General features: G+C 74.7%; 21 protein-coding genes and 1 pseudogene. 14 read left to right on the forward strand and 8 right to left on the reverse strand.

Going from position 1 to position 21,356, the window contains the following annotated elements; translation table 11 throughout:
* Positions 1-32 precede the first annotated feature (32 nt).
* Together C1701_RS21450 and C1701_RS27770 are read left to right on the forward strand one after the other, a co-directional pair.
* The gene (locus C1701_RS21450; protein ID WP_030106089.1) at positions 33-1,073 is read left to right on the forward strand and encodes a polyprenyl synthetase family protein; all 1,041 of its coding nucleotides are present in this window, start codon (positions 33-35) and stop codon (positions 1,071-1,073) included.
* 240 nt (positions 1,074-1,313) lie between these two features.
* Positions 1,314-1,466 carry a hypothetical protein gene (locus C1701_RS27770; RefSeq protein ID WP_337661872.1) on the forward strand — a complete coding sequence of 51 codons (153 nt, stop codon included), beginning with the start codon at positions 1,314-1,316 and terminating at the stop codon, positions 1,464-1,466.
* A gap of 203 nt (positions 1,467-1,669) precedes the next feature.
* On the opposite strand, the gene C1701_RS21455 is transcribed toward C1701_RS27770, so the two are convergent.
* The 4 genes from C1701_RS21455 to C1701_RS21470 form a co-directional block, all read right to left on the reverse strand.
* Positions 1,670-1,999 carry an FKBP-type peptidyl-prolyl cis-trans isomerase gene (locus C1701_RS21455; RefSeq protein WP_026418683.1) on the reverse strand — a complete coding sequence of 110 codons (330 nt, stop codon included), beginning with the start codon at positions 1,997-1,999 and terminating at the stop codon, positions 1,670-1,672.
* Between the two features lie 132 nt (positions 2,000-2,131).
* Positions 2,132-3,172 carry an MBL fold metallo-hydrolase gene (locus C1701_RS21460; protein ID WP_337661873.1) on the reverse strand — a complete coding sequence of 347 codons (1,041 nt, stop codon included), beginning with the start codon at positions 3,170-3,172 and terminating at the stop codon, positions 2,132-2,134.
* A 422-nt stretch (positions 3,173-3,594) separates the two neighbouring features.
* A complete protein-coding gene (locus C1701_RS21465) occupies positions 3,595-4,794 on the reverse strand; it encodes a cytochrome P450 family protein (protein WP_103056506.1) in 1,200 nt (399 codons plus the stop codon).
* Between the two features lie 85 nt (positions 4,795-4,879).
* Positions 4,880-5,920 (reverse strand): LacI family DNA-binding transcriptional regulator, encoded by a 1,041-nt coding sequence (locus tag C1701_RS21470; protein WP_026418685.1) that lies wholly within the window; start codon positions 5,918-5,920, stop codon positions 4,880-4,882.
* Between the two features lie 455 nt (positions 5,921-6,375).
* On the opposite strand from C1701_RS21470, the gene C1701_RS21475 reads away from it, so the two are divergent.
* Positions 6,376-6,681, forward strand: coding sequence for an HPr family phosphocarrier protein (locus tag C1701_RS21475; protein ID WP_026418686.1), 306 nt, complete (start codon positions 6,376-6,378; stop codon positions 6,679-6,681).
* A gap of 132 nt (positions 6,682-6,813) precedes the next feature.
* On the opposite strand, the gene C1701_RS21480 is transcribed toward C1701_RS21475, so the two are convergent.
* Together C1701_RS21480 and C1701_RS21485 are read right to left on the reverse strand one after the other, a co-directional pair.
* Positions 6,814-7,281, reverse strand: a complete 468-nt coding sequence (locus C1701_RS21480) for an STAS domain-containing protein (protein WP_051313913.1) — start codon at positions 7,279-7,281, stop codon at positions 6,814-6,816.
* A 284-nt stretch (positions 7,282-7,565) separates the two neighbouring features.
* The gene (locus tag C1701_RS21485; RefSeq protein ID WP_035292028.1) at positions 7,566-8,495 is read right to left on the reverse strand and encodes a glycosyltransferase family 9 protein; all 930 of its coding nucleotides are present in this window, start codon (positions 8,493-8,495) and stop codon (positions 7,566-7,568) included.
* Between the two features lie 349 nt (positions 8,496-8,844).
* On the opposite strand from C1701_RS21485, the gene C1701_RS21490 reads away from it, so the two are divergent.
* The 10 genes and pseudogenes from C1701_RS21490 to C1701_RS21535 all read left to right on the forward strand — a co-directional run bounded on the left by C1701_RS21490 (position 8,845) and on the right by C1701_RS21535 (position 19,258).
* On the forward strand, positions 8,845-9,537 hold the full coding sequence (locus C1701_RS21490) for a D-glycero-alpha-D-manno-heptose-1,7-bisphosphate 7-phosphatase (RefSeq protein WP_026418687.1): 693 nt from the start codon (positions 8,845-8,847) through the stop codon (positions 9,535-9,537).
* 89 nt (positions 9,538-9,626) lie between these two features.
* The gene (locus C1701_RS21495) at positions 9,627-10,682 is read left to right on the forward strand and encodes a glycosyltransferase (RefSeq protein WP_337662310.1); all 1,056 of its coding nucleotides are present in this window, start codon (positions 9,627-9,629) and stop codon (positions 10,680-10,682) included.
* Between the two features lie 39 nt (positions 10,683-10,721).
* Complete coding sequence (locus C1701_RS21500) at positions 10,722-11,951, forward strand: glycosyltransferase (RefSeq protein WP_030106080.1); 1,230 nt, start codon at positions 10,722-10,724, stop codon at positions 11,949-11,951.
* 125 nt (positions 11,952-12,076) lie between these two features.
* A pseudogene (locus C1701_RS27775) lies at positions 12,077-12,598 on the forward strand (D-sedoheptulose-7-phosphate isomerase); the annotation flags it as partial.
* Between the two features lie 347 nt (positions 12,599-12,945).
* Positions 12,946-14,352 carry a PfkB family carbohydrate kinase gene (locus C1701_RS21510; protein ID WP_337661874.1) on the forward strand — a complete coding sequence of 469 codons (1,407 nt, stop codon included), beginning with the start codon at positions 12,946-12,948 and terminating at the stop codon, positions 14,350-14,352.
* Between the two features lie 146 nt (positions 14,353-14,498).
* Complete coding sequence (locus C1701_RS21515; protein WP_103056509.1) at positions 14,499-15,254, forward strand: SDR family oxidoreductase; 756 nt, start codon at positions 14,499-14,501, stop codon at positions 15,252-15,254.
* Between the two features lie 137 nt (positions 15,255-15,391).
* Positions 15,392-16,462 carry a glycosyltransferase family 9 protein gene (locus C1701_RS21520; RefSeq protein ID WP_337661875.1) on the forward strand — a complete coding sequence of 357 codons (1,071 nt, stop codon included), beginning with the start codon at positions 15,392-15,394 and terminating at the stop codon, positions 16,460-16,462.
* Positions 16,455-17,297, forward strand: a complete 843-nt coding sequence (locus tag C1701_RS21525; RefSeq protein WP_051313917.1) for an SDR family oxidoreductase — start codon at positions 16,455-16,457, stop codon at positions 17,295-17,297. The genes C1701_RS21520 and C1701_RS21525 overlap by 8 nt, the downstream gene beginning before the upstream one ends.
* Positions 17,298-17,432: 135 nt before the next feature.
* Complete coding sequence (locus tag C1701_RS21530) at positions 17,433-18,614, forward strand: alcohol dehydrogenase catalytic domain-containing protein (protein WP_026418690.1); 1,182 nt, start codon at positions 17,433-17,435, stop codon at positions 18,612-18,614.
* A gap of 29 nt (positions 18,615-18,643) precedes the next feature.
* Positions 18,644-19,258: a flavodoxin family protein gene (locus C1701_RS21535; protein ID WP_103056511.1), complete on the forward strand. Its 615-nt coding sequence runs from the start codon at positions 18,644-18,646 to the stop codon at positions 19,256-19,258.
* 155 nt (positions 19,259-19,413) lie between these two features.
* Here the strand turns inward: C1701_RS21535 and C1701_RS27780 are convergent, their stop codons facing one another.
* A complete protein-coding gene (locus tag C1701_RS27780) occupies positions 19,414-19,560 on the reverse strand; it encodes a hypothetical protein (RefSeq protein WP_156038503.1) in 147 nt (48 codons plus the stop codon).
* 72 nt (positions 19,561-19,632) lie between these two features.
* Between C1701_RS27780 and C1701_RS21540 the strand changes: the two genes are divergently transcribed.
* Complete coding sequence (locus C1701_RS21540; RefSeq protein WP_155886111.1) at positions 19,633-20,028, forward strand: hypothetical protein; 396 nt, start codon at positions 19,633-19,635, stop codon at positions 20,026-20,028.
* Here the strand turns inward: C1701_RS21540 and C1701_RS21545 are convergent.
* Entirely contained in the window at positions 19,920-21,197 is a 1,278-nt protein-coding gene (locus C1701_RS21545; RefSeq protein ID WP_211256616.1) for a glycosyltransferase family 9 protein, read from the reverse strand. The two genes, C1701_RS21540 and C1701_RS21545, sit on opposite strands and share 109 nt — an antisense overlap.
* Positions 21,198-21,356 lie beyond the last annotated feature (159 nt).

Raw genomic sequence — 21,356 nt, forward strand, 5'->3', positions numbered from 1 at the left:
ACGGCAGCGAGGCTGAAGGCAGGTGTCGGAGGATGGCCGTGCGGGACGTGGTGGCCGGAGAACGTTCGCGTCGTGACGTGATGGCCTGGGGCAGGGAGGCCGTCGAACCCGAACTGAGAGCAGCGGTCGACACCCTCCCCGAGACCCTCAGACGGGTGGCGGGATTCCACTTCGGCTGGTCCGACGCGCAGGGCCGTCCCACCCGGGCCGGCGCGGGCAAGTCGGTGCGCTCCGCGCTCACCCTGCTGTGCTCGGAGGCGGTCGGTGGCACGGCTGCCCACGCGACCACGGCGGCCACCTCGGTGGAACTCGTCCACAACTTCTCGCTGCTGCACGACGACGTCATGGATGGCGACACGGTGCGGCGACACCGCCCGGCCGCCTGGCGACTGTTCGGCGTCAACCTCGCGATCCTCACCGGCGACGCGCTCCTCACCCTGGCACTGGACCTCCTCACCGTCAGCGACCGACCCGAGGCGCGTCAGGGCGGTCGCCTGCTCGGCGCCGCCGTCCGCGAACTCGTGCACGGGCAGAGCCTGGACCTCGACTTCGAACACCGCCGGACCGTCGAGCTCGACCAGTGCGTGCGCATGTCCGAGGGCAAGACCGCCGCGCTCCTCGGTGCCGCCAGCGGACTCGGAGCGCTCTTCGGCGGTGGTGACCACGACCAGGTGGACCGGCTGCGCCTGTTCGGGGAACGGGTCGGCCTCGCGTTCCAGTTCGCCGACGACCTGCTCGGCATCTGGGGAGATCCGGAGGTCACTGGCAAGCCCGTGCACTCCGACCTGCGGAGCCGGAAGAAGTCGTTGCCGGTCGCCGCGGCACTCACCTCCGCCACCCCGCCCGGCGACGAACTGGCCGCGCTGTACGAGCGGCCGGGGGAACTCGCCGACGCCGAGGTGACCAGGGCCGCCGAGCTGGTCGAACTCGCCGGAGGGCGCGAGCACTGCCGGGAACGGATCGACGCCCTCCTCGCGGAAGGGCTGGGCCACCTCGACGACGCCGCCGTCGACGCCTCGGCAGCGCGGGACCTGGCCGGACTCGCCCAGCTGCTCGCCCGTCGCGACCACTGATCCGCCCCCGGCCGCCGGCGGGGACGGAGGTCCCCGGCCCGCCGTCGCGGGCCGAGTGACGGGAAGGCGGCCGCGACGAGGTCGTCACCCCGTTCCCGAACACGGGACGCCGGCACGTGCCCGCCAGCGAGCGGACGCTGGGGCCGGCGTCTCAGAACCAGGAACCCCGTCTCCGCAACCCCTCCGCCACGCGGCACGTCCCGAGGCGCCGTAACCCACCTGTTCGAGCACATGCGGCCGGTGCTCGACGACCCGCGGCGGGGCTGCGGTACCCGGGCCCTTCTCGCGGCGGTGGCCGAGCGGCGGGTGGCCCTGGACGATCGCGCCAGGTCGATGCTGGACAGTGCCAGCCAGCCGCACCACCAGCTGGCGGAGGTACGCGGCGGGCTCTGACCTCGACGTGTGGGCGGTAAGGCTGGTTCGTGCTTCGTGCTTCGTGCTTCGTGCTTCGTGCAGCTGGCAGGCGGCGGGGCGTGATTCGCGCACGACCGGCGGACGCGCACGATCGGACGTGCTGGGGCCCGAGCTGGGAAATCGTGCGCTCCCCAGGCCGGGAAGGGGCGCCGGTGCGGTTCCACCAGCGCCCCCGCTCGGCGTCAGCTGACGGCCAACAGCTCCACCTCGAACAGAAGGGTCGCGTTCTGCGGGATGATCGGGGGCACTCCGCGCGCCCCGTACCCGAGGTGCGGCGGGATCTCCAGCTTGCGGACCCCACCCACCTTCATGCCCGCCACACCCTGCTCCCAGCCGCTGATGACCTGGCCGGCGCCCAACCCGAAGGTGAAGCCCTCGCCCCGGTCACGGGAGGAGTCGAACTTCGACCCGTTGGTCAGGGTGCCGACGTAGTGCACCGTGACGGAGTCACCGGCCTTCGCCTCCGCCCCGTCGCCGATCTTGACGTCCTCGATGCCCAGTTCCGCGCTCATCATCGTCCTCTCACCGTGGTTCCGGGAGCGCACCCTATCGAGGACGCCTACCCGCCCTCCGCGCGATGGGGCTGACCTGGTGGGGGAGAGGTGGCCCAGGAGCGTCCCTCGGGCCGGTGATCGACGCGTCTGTCAGGGGCGTCCGTCCTGCGGTCGGACGGCGACCGTGCCGGAGGGACCACTGCCGCCCGTCGAGCCGTCAGCGGCTGTTCCCGTGGCGCGCCGGAAACGGGACGCGTCGTAGCGGGCCATCGCGTCGAACATCGCGATCTTCCCGGTCAGCGGCCGGTCCGGGTCGAACTCGTGGTAGAGCCGGTCCACGGTCACCACGACGCGTTCCGGTAGCAGCCAGTGGGCGAACTCGCCGAGGTCGATGTCGGCGGCGGCCTCCTCCGGTGGCATCCCGTGGTCGAAGCGCTCCCGGGTCTCGCGGCGCACGTGCTCCAGGTAGGACCGGACGGCCACTACTCCCGCCGCGTCGGTGAGCGGGCCGTGACCCGGCACGATGTGCTTCGGCTGGAGCCCGAGCACCCGGTCCAGGGCGGCGATCCAGTTGTCGATCGGGCCGTCCCACATGATCGGGGTGACTCCCACGAAGAGGATGTCCCCGGTGAAGACCGTGTCCGAGGCCGGCACGTGGACCAGGAGGTCCCCCGAGGTGTGGGCGGGGCCCACTTCCAGGAGGTCGACGGTGGTGCCGCCCAGGTCGAGGTTGAGCCGGCCGGTGAAGGTGTCCGTCGGGAGCCTGACGCCGGTGTCGGCGAACGCGAAGGCGCCGAACGCGCGTCGGACGTAGTCCCTGGTGGGGCGCGGCAGTTCGGCCTGGACCAGGTTCGCCAGCACGTCGGGGGTGAGGCCCCGCATCTCGGTCGCCGCCGCCGAGGTGGCCACGATGTCGACGGAGGAGGGCAACACGTGGTTGCCGTACCAGTGGTCACCATCGCCGTGGGTGTTGACGGCGAGGCGGAGGGGAGCTTCCTCGGTCAGGGGCCGCAGGGCGTCCAGCATGGCGTGGGTGAGCCGGGCGTCGAAGGAGGTGTCGACGAGCAGCGACGCCTCCGCGCCCCTGACCAGGCCGGAGTTCGCCCACCCCCAGCCGCCGTCGGGTGGGAGGTAGGCGTGCACCTGGTCGGTCAGCGCGCGCACCTTCGCCGGGTTCCCGGGGCCCTCCACGCCCAGCCGCTCCTCTCGTCGTCCGCCCGGGGCGCGGCTGGCCCGGGCGCGGGCCAGCCGCCGGGAGCGGCGGTCGGTCCGGGCTGGCCCGGGGCGATCTCGTCACGTCCCGCGAGATCACGTTACCGTGCGTCACTTCGCGTCCCCGGCTCGCGCCGTCCTACGCCACATCGCTGCCGGTGCCTGACCGATGGCCGTCGGACGGCACGCGGTACCGGGCCGGCGACGACCTGCCGCCCGCCCGGAAGCGTGACCGACCTGGGGGCACGGTCCCCTGCCCCGGCGCGCGGCATCGCCGCCGTGACCGACCGGGCGTCCCGCGCCCGCGCGGACCAGCCGGGACGACCTCGGCCCCTCGGCCGAGGCGCGGCCGCCGGTACCGGCGTCGCGCGGGGGCACGGCGCGCCGGCCGTACCGGTGGCTCAGAACAGCACGGGGAGCGCGGCCAGTCCCCGACTGCGGTGGGAGGGACGCCACACCAGCTCCTCCTCGGCAACGGCCAACCGCAGGTCCGGGAACCGCTGGAACAGCGTAATGAAGGCGATCTCCATCTCCAGCCTGGCCAGTGCCGCCCCCACGCAGAAGTGCGGCCCCCGCCCGAACGTGAGGTGCCGGCCGGCATCATCCCGGTGAATGTCGAACTCGTCGGGGTCGGAGAAGACGGCCGGGTCGCGGTTGGCCGCGCTGACGCCGAGCAGCACGGTCTGCCCGGCCGGCACCGCCACGCCGGCGACGTCCAGGTCCCGCAGGGGGAACCGCCGGATCGCGAACTGCGCGGGTGGCTCGTAGCGGAGGACCTCCTCGACGGCGGCGGGAACCAGGCCGGGATCGGCGCGCAGCGCGACGAGCTGTTCCGGGTGGTCGAGCAGCGCGTGCACCCCGTTGCCGATGGCGTGCACCGTGTTCTCGAACCCCGCGAAGAACATCGCGAAGGCCAGCGAGGTCAGTTCGTCCTCGGTCAGCCTGTCCTCGCCGTCCCGCGCGGTCACCAACGCGGACAGCAGGTCGTCGCCGGGGGCGCGCCGGCGTTCGGCGACCGCGTCGGCGAGGAACCGCACCATCGCGGCGACGGACCTCCCCGCGGCGGCCGGGTCGTCGGGGTCGGGGACGAAGAGGCTCTCCATCCACCCGCGCATCGCCGCCGTGTCCGCTCCCCGGACTCCCAACAGCTCGCAGATCACCAGCACGGGGAGGGGCGCGGTGAAGGCGGTGACCAGGTCCACCGGCCCCTGAGCCGGGAAGCGGTCGAGGAGCCCCTCGGCGATCCTGGTCACCAGGGGACGCATGGCCGCCACCCGACGCGGGGTGAACTCGCCGGCCACCAGCGCCCTGATCCGGGTGTGGTCCGGCGGGTCCATGTTCAACAGGTTGCGGTCCAGCGCGGGTGGCAGGCGGAAACCGGTGTACCCGTCTCGGGAGTTGGCCTTGTCGAGGGAGAGCGCCGGGTCGGCGAGTCCGGATCGGACCAGCTCGTGCTCCAGCACCAGCCAAGCGTGCGTTCCGTCGGGAAGCTCGGTGTGCCGTACCGGGCACCGTTCCCGGAGGTCGCGGAACACGGGGTGCGGGTCACGCGGGCAGGCGGCGTCGAAGGGGCCGCCGCGGTGGGGGGACTCGGTGCTCACTCGGGCCTCCGTGGTGCGGGACGGGAACGCTGGCGACGTTACCGCCCGTGTTCGGTCCTGCCCGGCCCCGGTCGGCGGCGGCCGTTCACCGGCGGGAGGCGGTGCGGCGTCGGCGTGGACCTCGGCTGGACTCCCGGACCACGAGTTCGGGTGTGAAGACCACGTGGTGGTGTTCGTGGTCCCGGGACGTGTCCGCCTCGGCGAGGACGAGTTGGGCCGCGGTCCTCCCGATGAGGTGGCGGGGCTGTCGCACCGAGGTGAGCGGGACGGCGGCCGCGGCGGCGAAGTCGATGTCGTCGTAACCCACGATCGCCACCTCCTCCGGGACCCGAGCGCCGCCTCGTACCAGGGCCTGGAGAGCGCCCAACGCGAGCAGGTCGTTCGCGCAGAAGACCGCGGTGGGGCGGACCGGCCTGGCCAGCAGCTGTTCGCCGGCGCGCAGTCCGGAGGCGACGTCGAGGGTGGGCATGACGATGGTCTCCAGCAGCTCGGGGTCCCGCCCGGCCCGCAGCACGGCGTCCACCGCTCCCCGGTGGCGCTCCGCCGCCTGGTGGACGTGGGCGGGACCGTTGACCATCACCACCCGCTCGTGGCCCTCCGCCAGCAGGTGGGTGACGGCGAGCTCACCGCCGGTCCTGTCGTCCACCGCCACCGAGCAGGTGTCCTCCAACCGCGCCGGGTGGTCCAACAGCACCACGGACACCCCGCGCCGGCGCAGCCCGTCCACCGCCTCCAGCGAGTTCGTCGCCGGCGTGATCAGCACGCCGTGCACGCGTTGTTCCGCCAGGAGTTCCACGTGCCTGGCCTCCCGGGTGGCCGAACCGGCGCTGTTGCACAGGATCACGGCGTGACCGGCCTCGCTCGCGGCCTCCTCGACACCCCGGGCGACGTCGGTGAAGAACGGGTTGGAGACGTCCAGGACGACAAGACCGATCGCCCTGGGCCGGCCGGACCGGAGCTGCCGTGCCGACTCGTTGCGGACGAACCCCAGTTCCTCGATGGCGGCGAGAACCCGTTCGCGGGTCGCGGTGGCGACCACCTCGGGGCGGTTGAGCACGTTGGACACGGTCGCCAGGGACACCTTCGCGCGCGCGGCGACGTCGCGGATGCTGACGCGAGCGCTCACCGTTGCCTCCAAGACGGGCCTCGACGGGGGGGTCGGTTCCCGACCTCCCCTGCTGCTGAGCTGGGAGACCATAACCCACGGGTGGGCTGGCGAGCGGAGGTCGCCGGTCCGTTCCCCCGACCGGTGGTTCCCGGATCCCGACACGCACGGCGGGATCCCCGTGGGTGCCGCCCCGTTCGTCGCCGCGCGCGGGGTCGCGCGAGCCGGGGGCGGTGCGAGCCGGGGGCGGCGCTGGCACCGCCGAGCCGCGCCGAGTGGTGGCGGGACGACGGCGCTCCGCTGTGGGGGGATCGCGGGAACCAGCGGGGGTCGGGGCGAGTCCACCGCCCGGTCGGCCCGCTCGGAGGACGTGGATCTCGACGCGACCGGGTCGCCCTCGGTAGCCTCGCAGGCGCGCACCGTGGCGCCACTCGTCCCGGGCGTGTTCCTCATGCTGTCGGGAGAGGGAGAGCCCCGTGTACGCACGTCGAGTCGTCGTCGCGGCGAGTGTCGGACTGCACGCGCGCCCAGCGGCGTTGGTGGCGAGGAGAGCGGCCGAGCAGGGCGCGGCGGTGTCGATCGCGAAGGTGGTCGACGGCACGCCGGGCGACGCGGTGAGCGCGGCGAGCATGCTCGGGTTGATGACGCTGGCCGCCGGGCACGGGGACGAGGTGGAGCTCAGTGCCGACGGCGACGGGGCACGGGAAGCGGTGGACGCGCTCGCGGCGGTGATCGAACTCGACCCGGACGCCGAGGAGGCCGCCGTTCAACAGCCCTCCTGACCCCGGACGAGGTGGCGGTTCGCGCCGGGCCGACCGCCCGTCGGGTGCGCGGTCCCGGAACACGGGGTCGGGTGCTCCCGACCGGAGCGGGGCCGCCGTCACCCGGCCCAGGCGCACGGAGGAAGGGCTGGTTCAGCGCGTCGGGTGGCGGGGTTCGGCGATCGCGGCGGCGACGCTGTCGTAGACGGGCAGCACGTCGCCGACGTCGGCGGCGCGCAGGACGCGGGGCACGGTGCTCCGGTTCGAGACCACCCGCAGTTCGATGTGCTGGTGCTCGGCCGTGTCCTGCGCCGTCATCAGCGCGCTGACGCCCCGCGCTCCGAAGAACGTCACACCGGACAGGTCGAGGACGACGACGGGGTGACCGCCCCCCAGGTGCGGCAGTATCCCCTGGCGCAGCGCGGGCGCGCTGACCATGTCCACCTCGCCGTGGAAGTGGAGGACGATCGGATGCCCGTCGCCGGGCCTGGCGGTTCGGGCGTCGTGTTCGACGGTGAGCGAGAGCTGCTCCTCGCCGGGGCCGGGGGTGCGTGGCCGTGGCCGTCCAGGGCCGCGCGGGCGGCAGTTCGTCACTGGGGCACGGCCGGAGACGTTGGTCATGGAAACCTCCCGTCCTCGCCGTTCACTCGTTCTGCTGGAACGGGGCCCGCGGGGACTCGTCATGTCCTGCCGGTGAACGGCTCGACGTTGACTGGCTTTCGCGCCGACGAGACGCGCTGGCAACTGCGGGGAGCATCGTGTGCGTCCCTTGTGACTCCACCGTACGGGCAGTGTCACGCCAACGCACTCACCTCCACGGGGACATCCATCGCGACAAGTGACTACTTGCTGCGCGAAATGGGGGGCGCGGGTAATCACAACAGGTGATATCCGCTGCCGTTTTCTCAGTCGATCAGTTGCTCTGCGAGAGCATGCAGGACGGCGGGCACCGTCACCCCGAGCAGCGCGGGATCCGGCACGGCGCGGAACGGGTCGCCGCGCCGCGGCCCGTCAGCGGACAGGGCCCGGTGGGGGCCGTTCGCCGGCGGTCCCCACCGGCTGGCGGGGACCGGGCCGAACAGCACCGTCGAGGGCACCCCGAACGCGTAGCTCAGGTGCGCGGTCCCGGTGTCCCCGCAGAGCACGTGCCGAGCGTGGGCCACCAGGCGCATCAGGTCGTCGAGGCCGGTCCGGCCGGCGAGGTCGCGCTCCGGAGGGAGCCCAGCCAGCGCCGCCACCCGCGCGGTGAGGGGCCGCTCGGCCTCCGTCCCGGTCAGTACGACCCGTTCCCCCCGGTCGCGCAGCCACCGGGCGACGGCGGCGAACCTCTCCGCCGGCCACCGTTTGCTCGGGTAGGCGGCCCCTGGGTGGACGACCACCGTGCCCGGCGCCGGCCCCGGGTGTTCCGGGTCCGACAAGTGGAGATCCGTCCCGTCCGCCGCGATGCCGTGCTCCCGGAGCAGACGGCACCACCGCTCCCGCTCCGGCATGTCCTCCACCCACTCCGGCCCCGGCCATCCGGGGCCCCGGTGCCCGATCCGTCGCGCCGGCGACAGCGCGGCCAGGAGCTCGGAACTCCTCGGGCCGGCCCCGTGCAGGTTCACGGCGGTGTCCGGGGCGCACGGGGGCAGCGGGCCGTCCAGGTCGCGGACGGGCAGCAGGTCGATCCCGCCGATGCGGTCCACCAGGGGGCGCAGCTCGGGCGGCGCGGCGAGCACGACCCGGTGGTCGGGAAAGGCGGTCCGCAGCGCCCGCAGCGCCGGGACGGCCACCAGCGCGTCACCGAGCTTCAGCGCCCGCAGGGCCAGCACCCAGGGTTTCTCGGACACCATCATCCTCCTCGGACCGAACCTCGGGGCCGCAGGGTCGTCGCCCGCAGCCGCGTGACCTGGCCCGCCACGGCTGGTCGCCTCAGCCACCCGCCGCCGGCGGGTCTCCAGGGTCCCCCCACCGGTCACCGGGCGCCGCCCGGTCGGCGCGCCGGCGGCGGTGGCGGGTCGCCGCCCGGCGGCCGGCTGGCCGACACCGCCCGCAGTCCCCTCGGACGGGCTACCCGACGGGCGGGGACGTCCCCGCGCAGGTCAGCAGGGTCATCGCCCACGTCGCCGCTCCGCGGTGCGGCTACGGCGAGTAGTAGGAGGAGAAGCAGCGTTTACCGATCAGCCCCCCGGTAAGCCGGTTCTCGTGAACTCCTCGAGCACCACGCCACGTCCGCGTCCGACCGCACCGGCCGCGGTGTTGTTCGACCGGGACGGCACCCTCGTCGAGGACGTCCCCTACAACGGGGACCCGGCGGCCGTCCGGTTGCGGCCCGGCGCCGAGCACGTGGTCCGGGCCCTCCGCGATCGGGGGATACCCGTGGGGCTGGTGACAAACCAGTCGGGGATCGGCCGTGGGGTGCTGAGCTGGCGGCAGGTCCGCGCGGTCAACGCGCGCGTCTCGGCACTGGTGGGCGGGCTCGACACCGTGCAGGTGTGCCCGCACCGACCGGACGAACGCTGCGACTGCCGCAAACCGCGCCCCGGGCTGGTGCTGGCGGCGGCGGAACGGTTGGGCGTTCCGGCATCGGAGACGTGGCTCGTCGGCGACATCGAGTCCGACGTGCTCGCGGTGCGCGCGGTCGGCGGAACCGGGGTGCTGGTGCCCAACGGGAGGACCAGGGCGGTGGAGGTCCGGCGGGCGCCGTGCGTCGCGGACGACCTGCGCCACGCGCTGCGGATGCTCCTGGACGGAGCCCCCCGGCGCCGTGCGGTCGGGGTGCCGGCGCCCTCCCACGTCCCGCGCCTCCCGTCCCACTCCGCGCGGGAGCCCGCGCGGCTCCGGAGGACGCCGCCGGCGGTGGACGACCGGATCCGGCCGACGGGAGGTACCTCGTGAGCGCCACCGCGCCCCCCACCTCGACCGCGCGCCCACCGGAGGTCGCCTCCCCCCGCGCGCCGGTGGTGGGCGAGGCGGCGGCCCGTCCGCTGCGGGTGCTCGTCTGGCACGTGCACGGCTCGTGGACCACCGCTTTCGTCCAGGGGCGTCACCACGTCCTGCTGCCCCGGACACCCGACCCGGGCCCGTGGGGTCTGGGCCGGGCCGACCGGGACTGGCCCGAGCGCGCCGTGGAGGTCCCGGTCCAGGACCTCCACGGCCAGGACGTCGACGTCGTCGTCCTGCAACGGCCCGAGGAACTCGAACTCGCCGCCCGGTGGCTCGGCAGGGAACCCGGGCGGGACGTGCCGGCCGTCTACGTGGAGCACAACACGCCCCGCCACCACGTCCCCGACACCCGGCACCCGCTGGCCGACCGCACCGACATCCCGATCGCCCACGTCACGCACTTCAACCGGCTCCTCTGGGACAGCGGGCGCGCCCCCACCCTCGTCGTCGAGCACGGCGTCCCCGACCCGGGGCACCGGTACAGCGGTGAACTGGACGCGGCCGCCGTCGTCGTGAACGAACCGGTGCGACGAGGCCGGGTCACCGGAACGGACCTGCTTGCGGACTTCGCCCGGACGATCCCGCTGCACGTGTTCGGCCTCGGTACGACCACCCTCCCGGACCACCTGGGTGTGGCACCGGACCGGTTGCGGGCCCTGGGCGACGTCCGGGAGCCGAGGCTCCACGAGGAGATGGCCCGCCGCCGCCTCTACCTGCACCCGCCCCGCTGGACCTCGCTGGGCCTGGCGTTGATCGAGGCCATGCTGCTGGGCCTGCCCGTGGTGGGCTTCGCCTGCACGGAGGCCGTCGAGGTGGTCCCCCCGACAGCAGGGGTCCTGTCCACCCGGCCCGACGTCCTGGCGGATGCCGTACGACGTCTGCGCGCCGACCCGGAACTCGCCCGCGCCCTCGGTGCCGGCGCCCGGCGGACGGCGCTGGCCCGGTTCGGGGTGGACGCGTTCACCCGGGACTGGGACCGGGTGCTGGGGGCGGCGGTGGCCGAGGGCCCGCGACGACCACGGCGGAGCGGTCCGCGCACCTGCGCCGGCTCCACCACGGACAGCGGGACGACGGTCCACGCCCCACCGGCCGGGTGAGGGTGCCACGAGGGAGGACCTGGGAGGAGGGAGTCTCGGATGCGGATCTCGATGGTCTCGGAACACGCCAGCCCACTGGCCGTGCCGGGCGAGGAGGACTGCGGGGGGCAGAACGTGCACGTCGCGGAGCTGTCCTCGGCACTGGTCCGGCAGGGGCACGAGGTGCGGGTCTACACGCGGCGGGACTCACCCGACCAGCCCTGCCGTGTCACCACCGACCACGGGGTGGAGGTGGTGCACCTCCCCGCTGGTCCCCCCGAGCCGCTGCCGAGGGACGACCTGCTCCCGCACATGGGTGAGTTCGCCGACCACCTGCTCGCCGAGCTGACCCTGACCAGGCCCGACGTCGTCCACGCCCATTTCTGGACCTCAGGGCTCGCCAGCCTGCTGGCCTGCCGGGGACTGGGCATCCCGGTGGCCCAGACCTTCCACGCGCTCGGCCACGTCAAGCGGCGCCACCAGGGCAGCCGGGACACCAGCCCACCGCAGCGCCTGCGGCTGGAGCGGATGATCGCGCGGGACAGCGCGCTGGTGGTGGCCAGCTGCTCCGACGAGGTGCACGAACTCGGAGCGCTCGGCATCCGCCGCACCAAGGTCGCGATCGTGCCCTGCGGAGTCGACACCACCGGTTTCCACCCCGACGGGCGGGTGGCCGACCGGAGCGAGCTGCACCGGGTCGTCACCGTGGGCAGGCTCATCCCCCGCAAGGGCTTCGACCTGCTCATCGCGGCGTTGCGGGCGGTGCCGAACACCGAGCTCCTGATCGCCGGCGGGCCCGACGAGGACCAGCTGGCGCACGACGAGGAAGCGAACAGGTTGCGGTCGTGCGCCGTCCGGGGCGGGGTCGCCGACCGGGTCCACCTGCTCGGACGCGTCCCCCGCGAGGACATGCCCGCGCTGCTCCGGTCGGCCGACATCGTCGCCTGCACGCCCTGGTACGAGCCCTTCGGCATCGTCCCGCTGGAGGCGATGGCCTGCGGTGTCCCCGTGGTGGCCTCGGCCGTCGGAGGACTGCTGGACACCATCGTCGACGGGGTCACCGGGCAGCTCGTGCCCCCCAAGAACCCGCGCGCTCTCGCCACCGCGCTCCGGGGCCTGCTCAACCAGCCCGCCCGGCGGCACGCGCTGGGCCTCGCCGGTTTCGACCGCGCGTTCTCCCGCTACTCCTGGGACCGCGTCGCCTACGACACCGTGCTGGCCTACCAGCGACTGGCGCCCCCGCCGCCCCCGGCGTCCCTGATCACCCCGGCCGTGGAAGGAGCGACATGAGACACCGCATCGCCCCCCACGACGTACCCGAGCGTCGCCTCCCGGTACCCGCGCCGGGCACCGACCCCGCCGAGGACGCCTGGCGCCACACGGGGCACCACCACCTCGACCAGCTCTCCGAGACCCTGTGCGCGCTGCGGGCCGAGCTCCCCACCCTGGTCCGCTGGGGCCAGCGGCTCGCCGAGCTGCTCCCCGCCGGGCACCGGTTGCTCGCCGCGGGGAACGGCGGCAGCGCCGCCGAGGCCCAGCACCTCACGGCCGAGCTCGTGGGGCGCTTCGACGGCGACCGCCGGGCCTACTCGGCCCTCGCGCTGCACGCCGAGACCTCCAGCGTCACCGCCATCGGCAACGACTACGGCTACGGGGACGTCTTCGCCCGCCAGGTGGAGGCGCACGCCCGCCGCGGGGACGTCCTGCTGCTGCTCTCCACCAGCGGGCGCAGCGAGAACCTGTTGCGGGCCACCGGAACCGCGCGTCGACTGGGCGTCCTGACCTGGGCGGTCACCGGGGCGCTCCCCAACCCGCTGGCCGGCCTCGCCGACGAGACCCTCTCCCTGCCCGGCACCTGTTCCAGCGTGCAGGAGGCCCACCTGGTGGCCGTCCACCTGCTGTGCGTGATGTTCGAGCGGGCACTACCGGCCACCGCGACCGCACCGCGCGCCGACGCGGGGAACCCCCGTGCGCCGAGGCCGCCAAGCCCCCCACCCACCCCGGCCGGGCCGTCCCAGGAGACCGCGTCACGGCACGGGTCGCCGGCGCCGGACGAGCGGGTCCACGCCGGGACGGCGGACACGACCGCCCCGGCCCGGGACCCGCGACCACGGCGCCCCACCGACGGCCACCTCACCGGGGCACGGCGGAGAGGGGGCGCGGGTGACCAGGCGGAGGCCGGTGCCCGGCCGTTCCCGCCCGGGACCGACCACGGTGCCCGCGAGACCGGCGGGGGAGGGCAGCCGAGGGCCCGGCGCCCACGGCAGGGGGAAGGACACCGCCCGTGACCGGCGGCCCGGGGATCGTGGTCGTCGGCGACGCACTGCTCGACGTTGACGTGAGCGGGCCGGTGGGGCGGATCTGCCCGGACGGACCCGCGCCGGTGCTCGACGTGCGAGCCGAGCAGGAGCGTCCGGGCGGGGCGGCCCTGGCGGCGCTGTTGGCGGCCCGGAGTGGGGCCACCGTCGTGCTCGCCACCTCCCTCACCGACGACGAGGCCGGCCGGCGTCTCCGGGCGCTCCTGCGGGACCACCTGCGGCTGGTCACCTGCCCTGGCCCCTCGACCGTGGTCAAGACGAGGTTCCGCTCGGCGGGGCACCCGATGCTGCGGGCGGACCGGGGAGGTGAGGGACCCCCGCCCCGCGCCACCTCGGACCTGCTCGACGCGGTCTCCTCCGCCGAAGCGGTCCTCGTCTCCGACTACGGGCGGGGCGTGGCCGGCGATCCCCGCCTCCGGGAGGTGCTCACCGCCCGGGCCCGGCGCGTGCCCGTCGTGTGGGACCCCCACCCGAGGGGCGCGGACCCGGTGGAGGGCCTGCGCCTGATCACCCCGAACGCCACCGAGGCCGGGGTGCCGGAGGCGGACGCCACCGGCGTCGAACGCCGAGCCCGCCTGCTGCGCGACCGGTGGCGGGCCGACGCCGTGGTGATCACCGCTGGCGAGCGGGGGGCGATCCTCGACCACGGCGCGAACAGCCCGCTCACCGTGCCCGCACCTCGGCTCGCGGTGCCCGACCCGTGCGGCGCCGGAGACGCCTTCGCCGCCGAGGCCACCGCCGCGCTGGCGGGTGGGGCCGCCGTCGACGACGCCGTGACCACCGCGGTCGGTCGTGCCGCCGCGTTCCTCGAGGCCGGCGGCGCCACCGCGGTCGGTCGGCTCCGGGCCCCCGGACCGCCCGGCGGGGACGTGCGGGAACGGATCGCCTCGGTCCGGGCGGCCGGCGGGACGGTGGTGGTCGCCAGCGGATGTTTCGACCTGCTCCACACCGGGCACCTGCGCACCCTCACGGCGGCCAGGGCCCTCGGCGACCTCCTCGTCGTGTGCCTGAACTCCGACGAGTCGGTCCGGCGGCTCAAGGGCCCGGGACGACCCGTCAACACCGAACACGACCGCGCCGAGATGGTCGCCTCCCTGTCCTGCGTGGACTGCGTCGAGGTGTTCGCGGAGGACACCCCGGAACGCCTGTTGCTCGAACTCCGGCCGGACGTCGTGGTCAAGGGCGCCGACTACGACCTCACACGCCTGCCGGAGGCGGACCTGGTGCGCCGGTGGGGCGGACGGATCGCGCTGGTCCCCTACCACCCCGGGCGTTCCACCACCGGGCTGGCCGCGCAGCTGGGAGCCGCCCACCGGGAGGCGAGCCCGCTCCCGGACCGCCGCCACCGACCGAGGACCCCCGAGCCCGGTTGAGCGACCACCGGTGTCCCGACGACCCGGGGGCCGGCTCGCCCGACCTCCCCCGGGCAGCGGACCACCGAGTCCGCCACGCCCCCGTGGCGGCCGACGACAACGCGTTCGCGCCCGGCGCGCGAACCCGGTCACGAAGGAGCCCCGCGATGACCACCTCGACCGTGCCAGCCAGCGAACCCGACCACGTGGCACCCCGGCTGACCTCCCCGGGACGGGTGCTGGTCACCGGCGGCAGCTCCGGGCTCGGGGCCGCCGTGGCGCGGGCCGTCGCCCACGCCGGCGGACACGCGTTGGTCCTCGACCGCGTCACGCCCCCGGAGCCCGACCGACCCGGCGGGAGGCGGGACTTCGTCCACGCGGACCTGGCCGACACCGAAGCCGCCCAACGAGCCGTCGTGGAACTCGCCCGGCGAGCCGGAGGTCTGGACAGCGTCGTCTGCGCGGCCGGCGTCGACCGGTGCGGTGCGCTGGAGGACGTCCCCACCGACGAGTGGGAACGGGTCGTGCGCGTCAACCTGTTCGGCACCGCCGCGGTCTGCCGGGCTGCCGTGCCCGCGTTGCGCCGTGCCCGGGGGCGGATCGTCACGGTGGCCTCCACCCTCGGCCTGCGCGCGGTGTCCGACGCCACCGCCTACTGCGCGTCGAAGTTCGGAGTGGTCGGGTTCACCCGGGCGCTCGCCGCCGAACTCGCCGGCGCGGTCGGGGTCACCCTCGTCGTGCCCGGCGGGATGCGCACCCGCTTCTTCGACGACAGGGAGGAGCGGTACCGGCCCGCCGACGACAGCCGGCTGAACCCCCCGGAGCACGTGGCGGACGCGGTGTTGTTCGCGCTGCGGCAGCCCGCCGGCTGTGAGATCAGGGAACTGATGGTCTCGCACTCCGAGGAGGGCTCGTGGCCGTGACCGGAGCGTCGCCGGACCACGGTCGGCCGCCGGACCGGGGCGGCCACCGGGGTGGCCGGCACGGCCCAGAGCGGTCGGCGCGCGGCGCCAGGGGACCTCGGACGGCCCCTCCCCGCGAACGGGGCCCCAGGGTGCTGGTGGCCAGGCTGGACAGTGACGGCGACGTGCTCCTCGCCGGCCCCGCCGTGCGGGCCGTCGCCGCCGGCGCGAGCCACCTGACGCTGCTGTGCGGGCCGGCGGGCGAACGGGCGGCCCGCCAGCTCCCCGGGGTCGACGACGTGCTCCGCTGGCGGTGCCCGTGGATCGACGCCGACCCGCCCCCGGTGCGCGGCCCCGACGTCGACGGCCTGGTGTCCCGGCTCGCCGGCCTCCACCTCGACTCGGCCGTGGTCCTCACCTCCTTCCACCAGTCCGCGCTGCCGCTGGCGCTCCTCCTGCGGCTGGCGGGAGTTCCCCGCATCGCCGCGGCGTCCACCGACTACGCCGGCACGCTGCTCGACGTCCGGTTGCGCCCCGGCGAGGACTTCCCGGAGGACCTCCCGGAACCGGAACGCGCCCTGCTGGTCGCCGACGCCGCCGGGTTCCCGCTCCCCGGAGGCGACGACGGGCGCCTCGCGGTGCTCCCCCCACCGCCGGTGCGCGCGCTGGTCGACTCCGATCCCTACGTCGTCATGCACCCGGGAGCGTCCGCCCCGGCCCGCCGGTGGCCGAGCTGGCACTGGCGGGAGGCGGCCCGCCGGCTCGCCCTGCGGGGCCACCGGGTGGTGGTGACCGGCGGCCCCGGCGAGATCCGGCTGACGCGGGAGGTCGCCGGCGACCACGCCACCGACCTGGGCGGACGGACGTCGTTCCCGCAGCTGTCCGGGCTGGTCCTCGGCGCCTCCGCCGTGGTGGTCGGCAACACCGGGCCGGCGCACCTGGCCGCCGCGCACGGCACCCCCGTGGTCTCGCTGTTCGCCCCCGTCGTGCCGGCCCGCCGGTGGGCGCCCTACCGGGTGCCCACGGTCCTGCTCGGCGACCAACGCGCCCCCTGCGCCGGGAGCCGGGCACGCCACTGCCCGGTGCCGGGGCACCCGTGCCTGTCGGACGTCGCCCCCGAGGACGTGGTCCGCGCGGTCCAACGGCTGGTCGGACGGCCGACCCACCAGGTTTCCCCACGAGCCGGTGTTGCGCGGCCGGACCCGCGGGTACCCGGGGGGCATGACTGATCCGGGATCCGACACAGCAACCCGAGACTCCGACCAGTGGCCCGACCTGCCGAGGACCGCGATCGTCACGGGTGGCGACTCCGGTATCGGCCGCTCGATCGCGGTCAGCCTCGCCGGTGGCGGCCTCGACGTGGGCATCACCTACCACTCGGACGCCGAACGCGCCCGGCACGCGGTCAAGGAGATCGAGGGCAGGGGGAGCCGTGCGCTGGCCAGGCAGACCGACCTGTCCGAGCTACCCGACGCCGCCTCGGTGGTCGACGAGCTCGCCGACGAACTGGGCGGAGTGGACATTCTGGTCAACAACGCCGGCGTGGGTTCGGACGCGCTCGGGGTCGACACGAGCTACGAGAAGTGGCGGCAGGTCACCTCGGTCAACCTCGACGCCGTGTTCCTGTGCTCGCAGCGGGCCGCCCGCAGGATGATCGACGCCGGCCACGGCGGGCGGATCATCAACATCACCAGCATCCACGAACACCTGCCCCGCACCGGCTTCGCGCCCTACGCGGCGGCGAAGGGCGGGGCGGGGCAGCTCACCCGGGTCCTGGCGCTGGAACTGGCCAGGCACGGGATCACGGTCAACGCGGTGGCTCCCGGCGAGATCAGCACCGGCATGAACGACCAGGAGGGGGTGGACCCGGCCGAGCAGCCCAGGCCCGGCGTCCCCCTCGGCCGGCCGGGCGCGGCCGACGAGGTCGCGGCGGCGGTGGCGTTCCTCGCCACCCCCGCCGCCTCCTACATCACCGGGGTCTCCCTGCTCGTGGACGGCGGGCTCGCGCTCATGGGGCCGGAGGCGGGCCTGCGGCTGCCCAGCGACGAGTGGCGGGACGGCTGACCCGCGCACCCGGGAACGACCTCGGCCCTCCCGGCGACCGGTGGCGTCCCCGACCGCGCGGCAGGGAACCGCGCGGGCCAGGCGAGACACCCAGCAGTACGACGAGTAGCGCGAAGAGACGAGGTGGACGTACCGATGAAGGCCGTCGTGTGGCACGCACCCGGTGAGATCGCGGTGGAACAGGTGCCCGACGCGCGGATCCAGGAGCCGACCGACGCCGTCGTCAGGCTGACCGTCAGCGCGATCTGCGGAACGGACCTGCACATGGTGCGGGGCAGCCTGCCCGGGATGCGCCCCGGCACGATCCTCGGGCACGAGGGCGTCGGCGTGGTCGAGGAGGTCGGCCCCGAGGTCCGCAACTTCCGACCGGGAGACCGGGTCGTGATCCCCTCCACGCTGTGCTGCGGCACCTGCTCCTACTGCCGCGCCGGCTACACCGCGCAGTGCGACCGGGCCAACCCGCAGGGCGCCCTCGCGGGCACCTCGTTCTTCGGCGGGCCGGAGATGACCGGCCCGGTCGACGGGCTCCAGGCCGAGTACGCCCGCATCCCCTTCGCCCACGTCAACCTGGTGGCCCTTCCCGACGAGGTGACCGACGAACAGGCCATCGTGGTCAGCGACGTCTACCCGACGGCGTGGTTCGGCGCCCTGCTCGCCGAGGTGTCCCCGGGGGACGACGTCGCCGTGTTCGGCTGCGGCCCGGTGGGACAGCTGGCCATCACCTCCGCCCAGCAACAGGGCGCCAACCGCGTCCTCGCCGTCGACCACGTCGCCTCCCGGCTGGAGATGGCGCGGTCCCAGCACGCCGAGACCGTCGACTTCGACACCGAGGACCCCGTCGAGACCATCCGCCAGCTGACCGGCGGAATCGGCGTGGACCGGGTCATCGACGCGGTGGGCGTGGACGCAGAGGCCCCGGCGTGGGCCGCGCCCGAGGGGTTCCCCGAACAGCGGCGGGAGATCACCGAGCCGGGCGTCGAGGGAGGGGACCAGCTGCCGCCCATCGCCCCGAGCCAGGCCTCGGAGTGGGCGGTGCGGGCGGTGGCCAAGGCCGGGACGGTGGGGGTCGTCGGGGTCTACCCACCCACGATGGACCGCTGGCCGATCGGTACGGCGATGAACCGCAACCTCACCGTGAAACTCGGCAACTGCAACCACCGAACGCACATCCCGGAGTTGCTGCGCATGGTCCGGTCCGGCGTCGTCGACCCCCTCGCCTCGGTCACCCAACTCACCGACTGGGACGGCGTCATCCGCTCCTACCACACCTTCGACGACAAGGAACCCGGCTGGGTGAAGGTCGCGGTCGCAGTCTGACGGAAGAGCGAACCGATACGAGACGGGAAGTGGTCAGCGTGCGTGCCGTGGTGTTGAGCTGCACCCTGAAGCGGTCCCCGGCGAAGTCGAACACCGAACTGCTCACCTCCGTGGTGGTGGACGAACTCCGGGAACGCGACGTCGACGTGGAGCAGATCCGCGTCGTCGACCGCGAGGTCCCGCGCGGGGTCGAGACGGACCTCGGCGGAGCCGACGAGTGGCCGGAGATCCACCGCCGGTTGCTGGAGTCGGAGATCCTCATCGTCGCCACCCCGACCTGGCTCGGCCAGCCGTCCTCGGTGTCCCGCCAGGTCCTGGAACGGATGGACTCGATGATGTCCGAGACCGACGACGCGGGTCTCCCGGTGGCCTACAACAGGGTGGCCGGTGTGGTCGTCACCGGCAACGAGGACGGAGCGCACCACGTCATCAGCGAGACGAACGGTGCCCTCATCGACGTGGGGTACACCGTGCCAGGGCAGTCCTGGACCTACTGGAACATGGGGCCCGGACCGGGCCCCAACTACCCGGACGTCGACCACGGGCACCAGTGGGCACACCGCACGGGGCGCATGATGGCCTCCAACCTGGTGGCCGTCGCCCGCGCCCTCCAGCAGGCGCCGATCCCCGTGCCGCCGAGCTGACGCGCCGCGCCGGTCCGCCCCCCGCCGCGTCGGACCCGGGTGGGCCGCGTCCGGCGTCGGTGGCGGCGCGGCCGGGAGTGGTTCCTCCCCGCCGCCGTGCGGGGGTCGGAGCTGGGGCGCCCGAGTCCGTCGGGTTGGGCAGGGCGGCCAGCGCGCTAGCTCGCGGTGCGACCGGCCGCGTTCGCGCGAACGATGTCCGCGCCGACCACCCCGTCCCACCGGCCGATGAGGGCACCACCGACGAGCCGGCGACCTCCCCGGTCCCGCTGGGCGACCATCCGCACCGCCAGCCAACCGCCCACGGCTCACCCCGGGCGGTCACACGTTGTAGTGGAAGTTGACGGTGGGTGTTCGAGTGCTGGCAGGCTGCCAGGATGACGACGACACACCACCTCGCGCTCCGGGTCGCGCTCGGCGCGCTGATCTCGGCGGCCGCCCTGCTCGACCGCCCCCTGCTGCCCGATCAGGGGCCCGCACCCGTCGACGGGCCGTCCCCACCGGCCGTCGCGACCTGGCACGGCCCCGCCGACGCGGGCGAGCACGATGCGGTGGATCGCCAGGGCGCACGCCCCACCTCGGCGCCCGCGACCGGCGGCCCCCCGCTCCTCGTCGACGGCCCCAGGACTCCCTGGCGGCTCTGCGGCGACAGCCACCACGGCCGCTACGCGTTCTCCCCGGCCGGGAAGCCGCTGCGGTGCGCGCCCACCCCCGAGGTCCACGACGCGCCCGGCGACGAGTGGCGCTGGCAGCCGGTTCCCCGACTTCCCTGACGGTCGCGCGATCCGCCCCGGTCCGAGCCCGTCGGACCCCCCAGGAGCTCCCGCACGTCCGCCAGCACCTCGACGACCGGCACGTCGCCCACCATCGAGAACTCGTGCGCGCAGCGGGCGCCTTCCGGTCCGGCCGCGAGCACCCCGCACCGGGGGCAGCGGGTGAACCAGCTGAAGTGCACCGGATGTCGTGCCCGTCCCAACGCGGCCGCGTTGATCACGTTGCACGCCTGGAAGATCCCGACGGTGGCGGTGCCCACGGCCTGCGCCACGTGCCGGGGGCCGCTGTCGTTGGCGAGGACCACCCGCGCCGACGCCAGCACCCCGACCATGCCGGACAGGTCCAGCGTCCCGGGGAACTCCCGGACCTGTTCCCGGAGCCCAGCCGGGAGCCGGTCACGTGCCAGTCGCGCGGTGCCGCGCACCAGCGCCTCCTCGTTCGACGATCCCAGGACGACGGCTCCCGCGCCGTCCCGCACCACCCGTTCGACGACCTCCGCGAACAGGGGTGGAGGCCAGCGGCGTCGAGGGTCCGTCGCGCCCGGGTGGACGACCAGCAGCGGTTCCGGCAGCCCGGACAGGGCGCTCGCCGCCCGGTCCCGGTCGCCGTCGGTGACGGGCAGCGCGGGGTCCACGACGACGGGCGGGGCACCGGCGAGGCCGACCACCTCCAGGTGGCGCAGCACCTCGTGCTGGTAGTAGCGGTAGGGGATCGTCCGTTCCAGCGGTTCGGCGTCGGGAGTCGCCGTCCCCACGGTGTGCCGGGCCCCTGTCCGCAGCAGGAAGGGGTTGGACCAACGCCCGCCGCCGTGCAACTGCGCTCCGAGGTCGAGGCGGAGCGCGGCCACCGAGGCGAGGAACGCCCCCTGGTCGACCCCGTCGTCCGGTTGGCCGGGCGTCGGTTCGTGCACCCCGTGGGCCCGAGGCAGCGGCAGGCAGCGGTCCACGGGGCCGGGGCGACCGGCCAGCAGCGCCCGGTGCGCTCCGGTGCCGAGCAGGACCAGTTCCGCTTCCGGGTAGGCCGCTCGCAATGCGACGAGCGCCGGCATCACGAACATCAGGTCGCCGATGCCCCCGCCCCGCAGCACGCCGATGCGCCCCACGTCCGGCCAGCGCCCCCCGGCCGGGCCGATCGGCGGCAACGCCGGTCCCGCGTCGTGTTCCCCCACGCCTGCCCCCTCCGGCCGAGTGACGTCCCCACCGAGGACTGCCCGACGGGCGCTGGGAGAAACGGCGGCCACCCCGCCGGTCACCACACGGAGGACGAGGAGGAGCAGCAGGAATGACCCCGACCGGCCCGGGTATCCGGCCAGCGACGGAGAGGAGGT

It is taken from the genome of Actinoalloteichus sp. AHMU CJ021 (assembly GCF_002895405.1).
In the GTDB taxonomy this organism is placed as follows: domain Bacteria; phylum Actinomycetota; class Actinomycetes; order Mycobacteriales; family Pseudonocardiaceae; genus Actinoalloteichus_B; species Actinoalloteichus_B caeruleus.

Bases quoted from the DNA above. Each gene is read 5' to 3' on its own strand.
- C1701_RS21450 (WP_030106089.1), top strand. From the start codon at position 33: ATGGCCGTGCGGGACGTGGTGGCCGGAGAACGTTCGCGTCGTGACGTG.
- C1701_RS21455 (WP_026418683.1), bottom strand. From the start codon at position 1,999: ATGAGCGCGGAACTGGGCATCGAGGACGTCAAGATCGGCGACGGGGCG.
- C1701_RS21480 (WP_051313913.1), bottom strand. From the start codon at position 7,281: ATGACCAACGTCTCCGGCCGTGCCCCAGTGACGAACTGCCGCCCGCGC.
- C1701_RS21485 (WP_035292028.1), bottom strand. From the start codon at position 8,495: ATGATGGTGTCCGAGAAACCCTGGGTGCTGGCCCTGCGGGCGCTGAAG.
- C1701_RS21500 (WP_030106080.1), top strand. From the start codon at position 10,722: ATGCGGATCTCGATGGTCTCGGAACACGCCAGCCCACTGGCCGTGCCG.
- C1701_RS21515 (WP_103056509.1), top strand. From the start codon at position 14,499: ATGACCACCTCGACCGTGCCAGCCAGCGAACCCGACCACGTGGCACCC.
- C1701_RS21525 (WP_051313917.1), top strand. From the start codon at position 16,455: ATGACTGATCCGGGATCCGACACAGCAACCCGAGACTCCGACCAGTGG.
- C1701_RS21530 (WP_026418690.1), top strand. From the start codon at position 17,433: ATGAAGGCCGTCGTGTGGCACGCACCCGGTGAGATCGCGGTGGAACAG.
- C1701_RS21540 (WP_155886111.1), top strand. From the start codon at position 19,633: ATGACGACGACACACCACCTCGCGCTCCGGGTCGCGCTCGGCGCGCTG.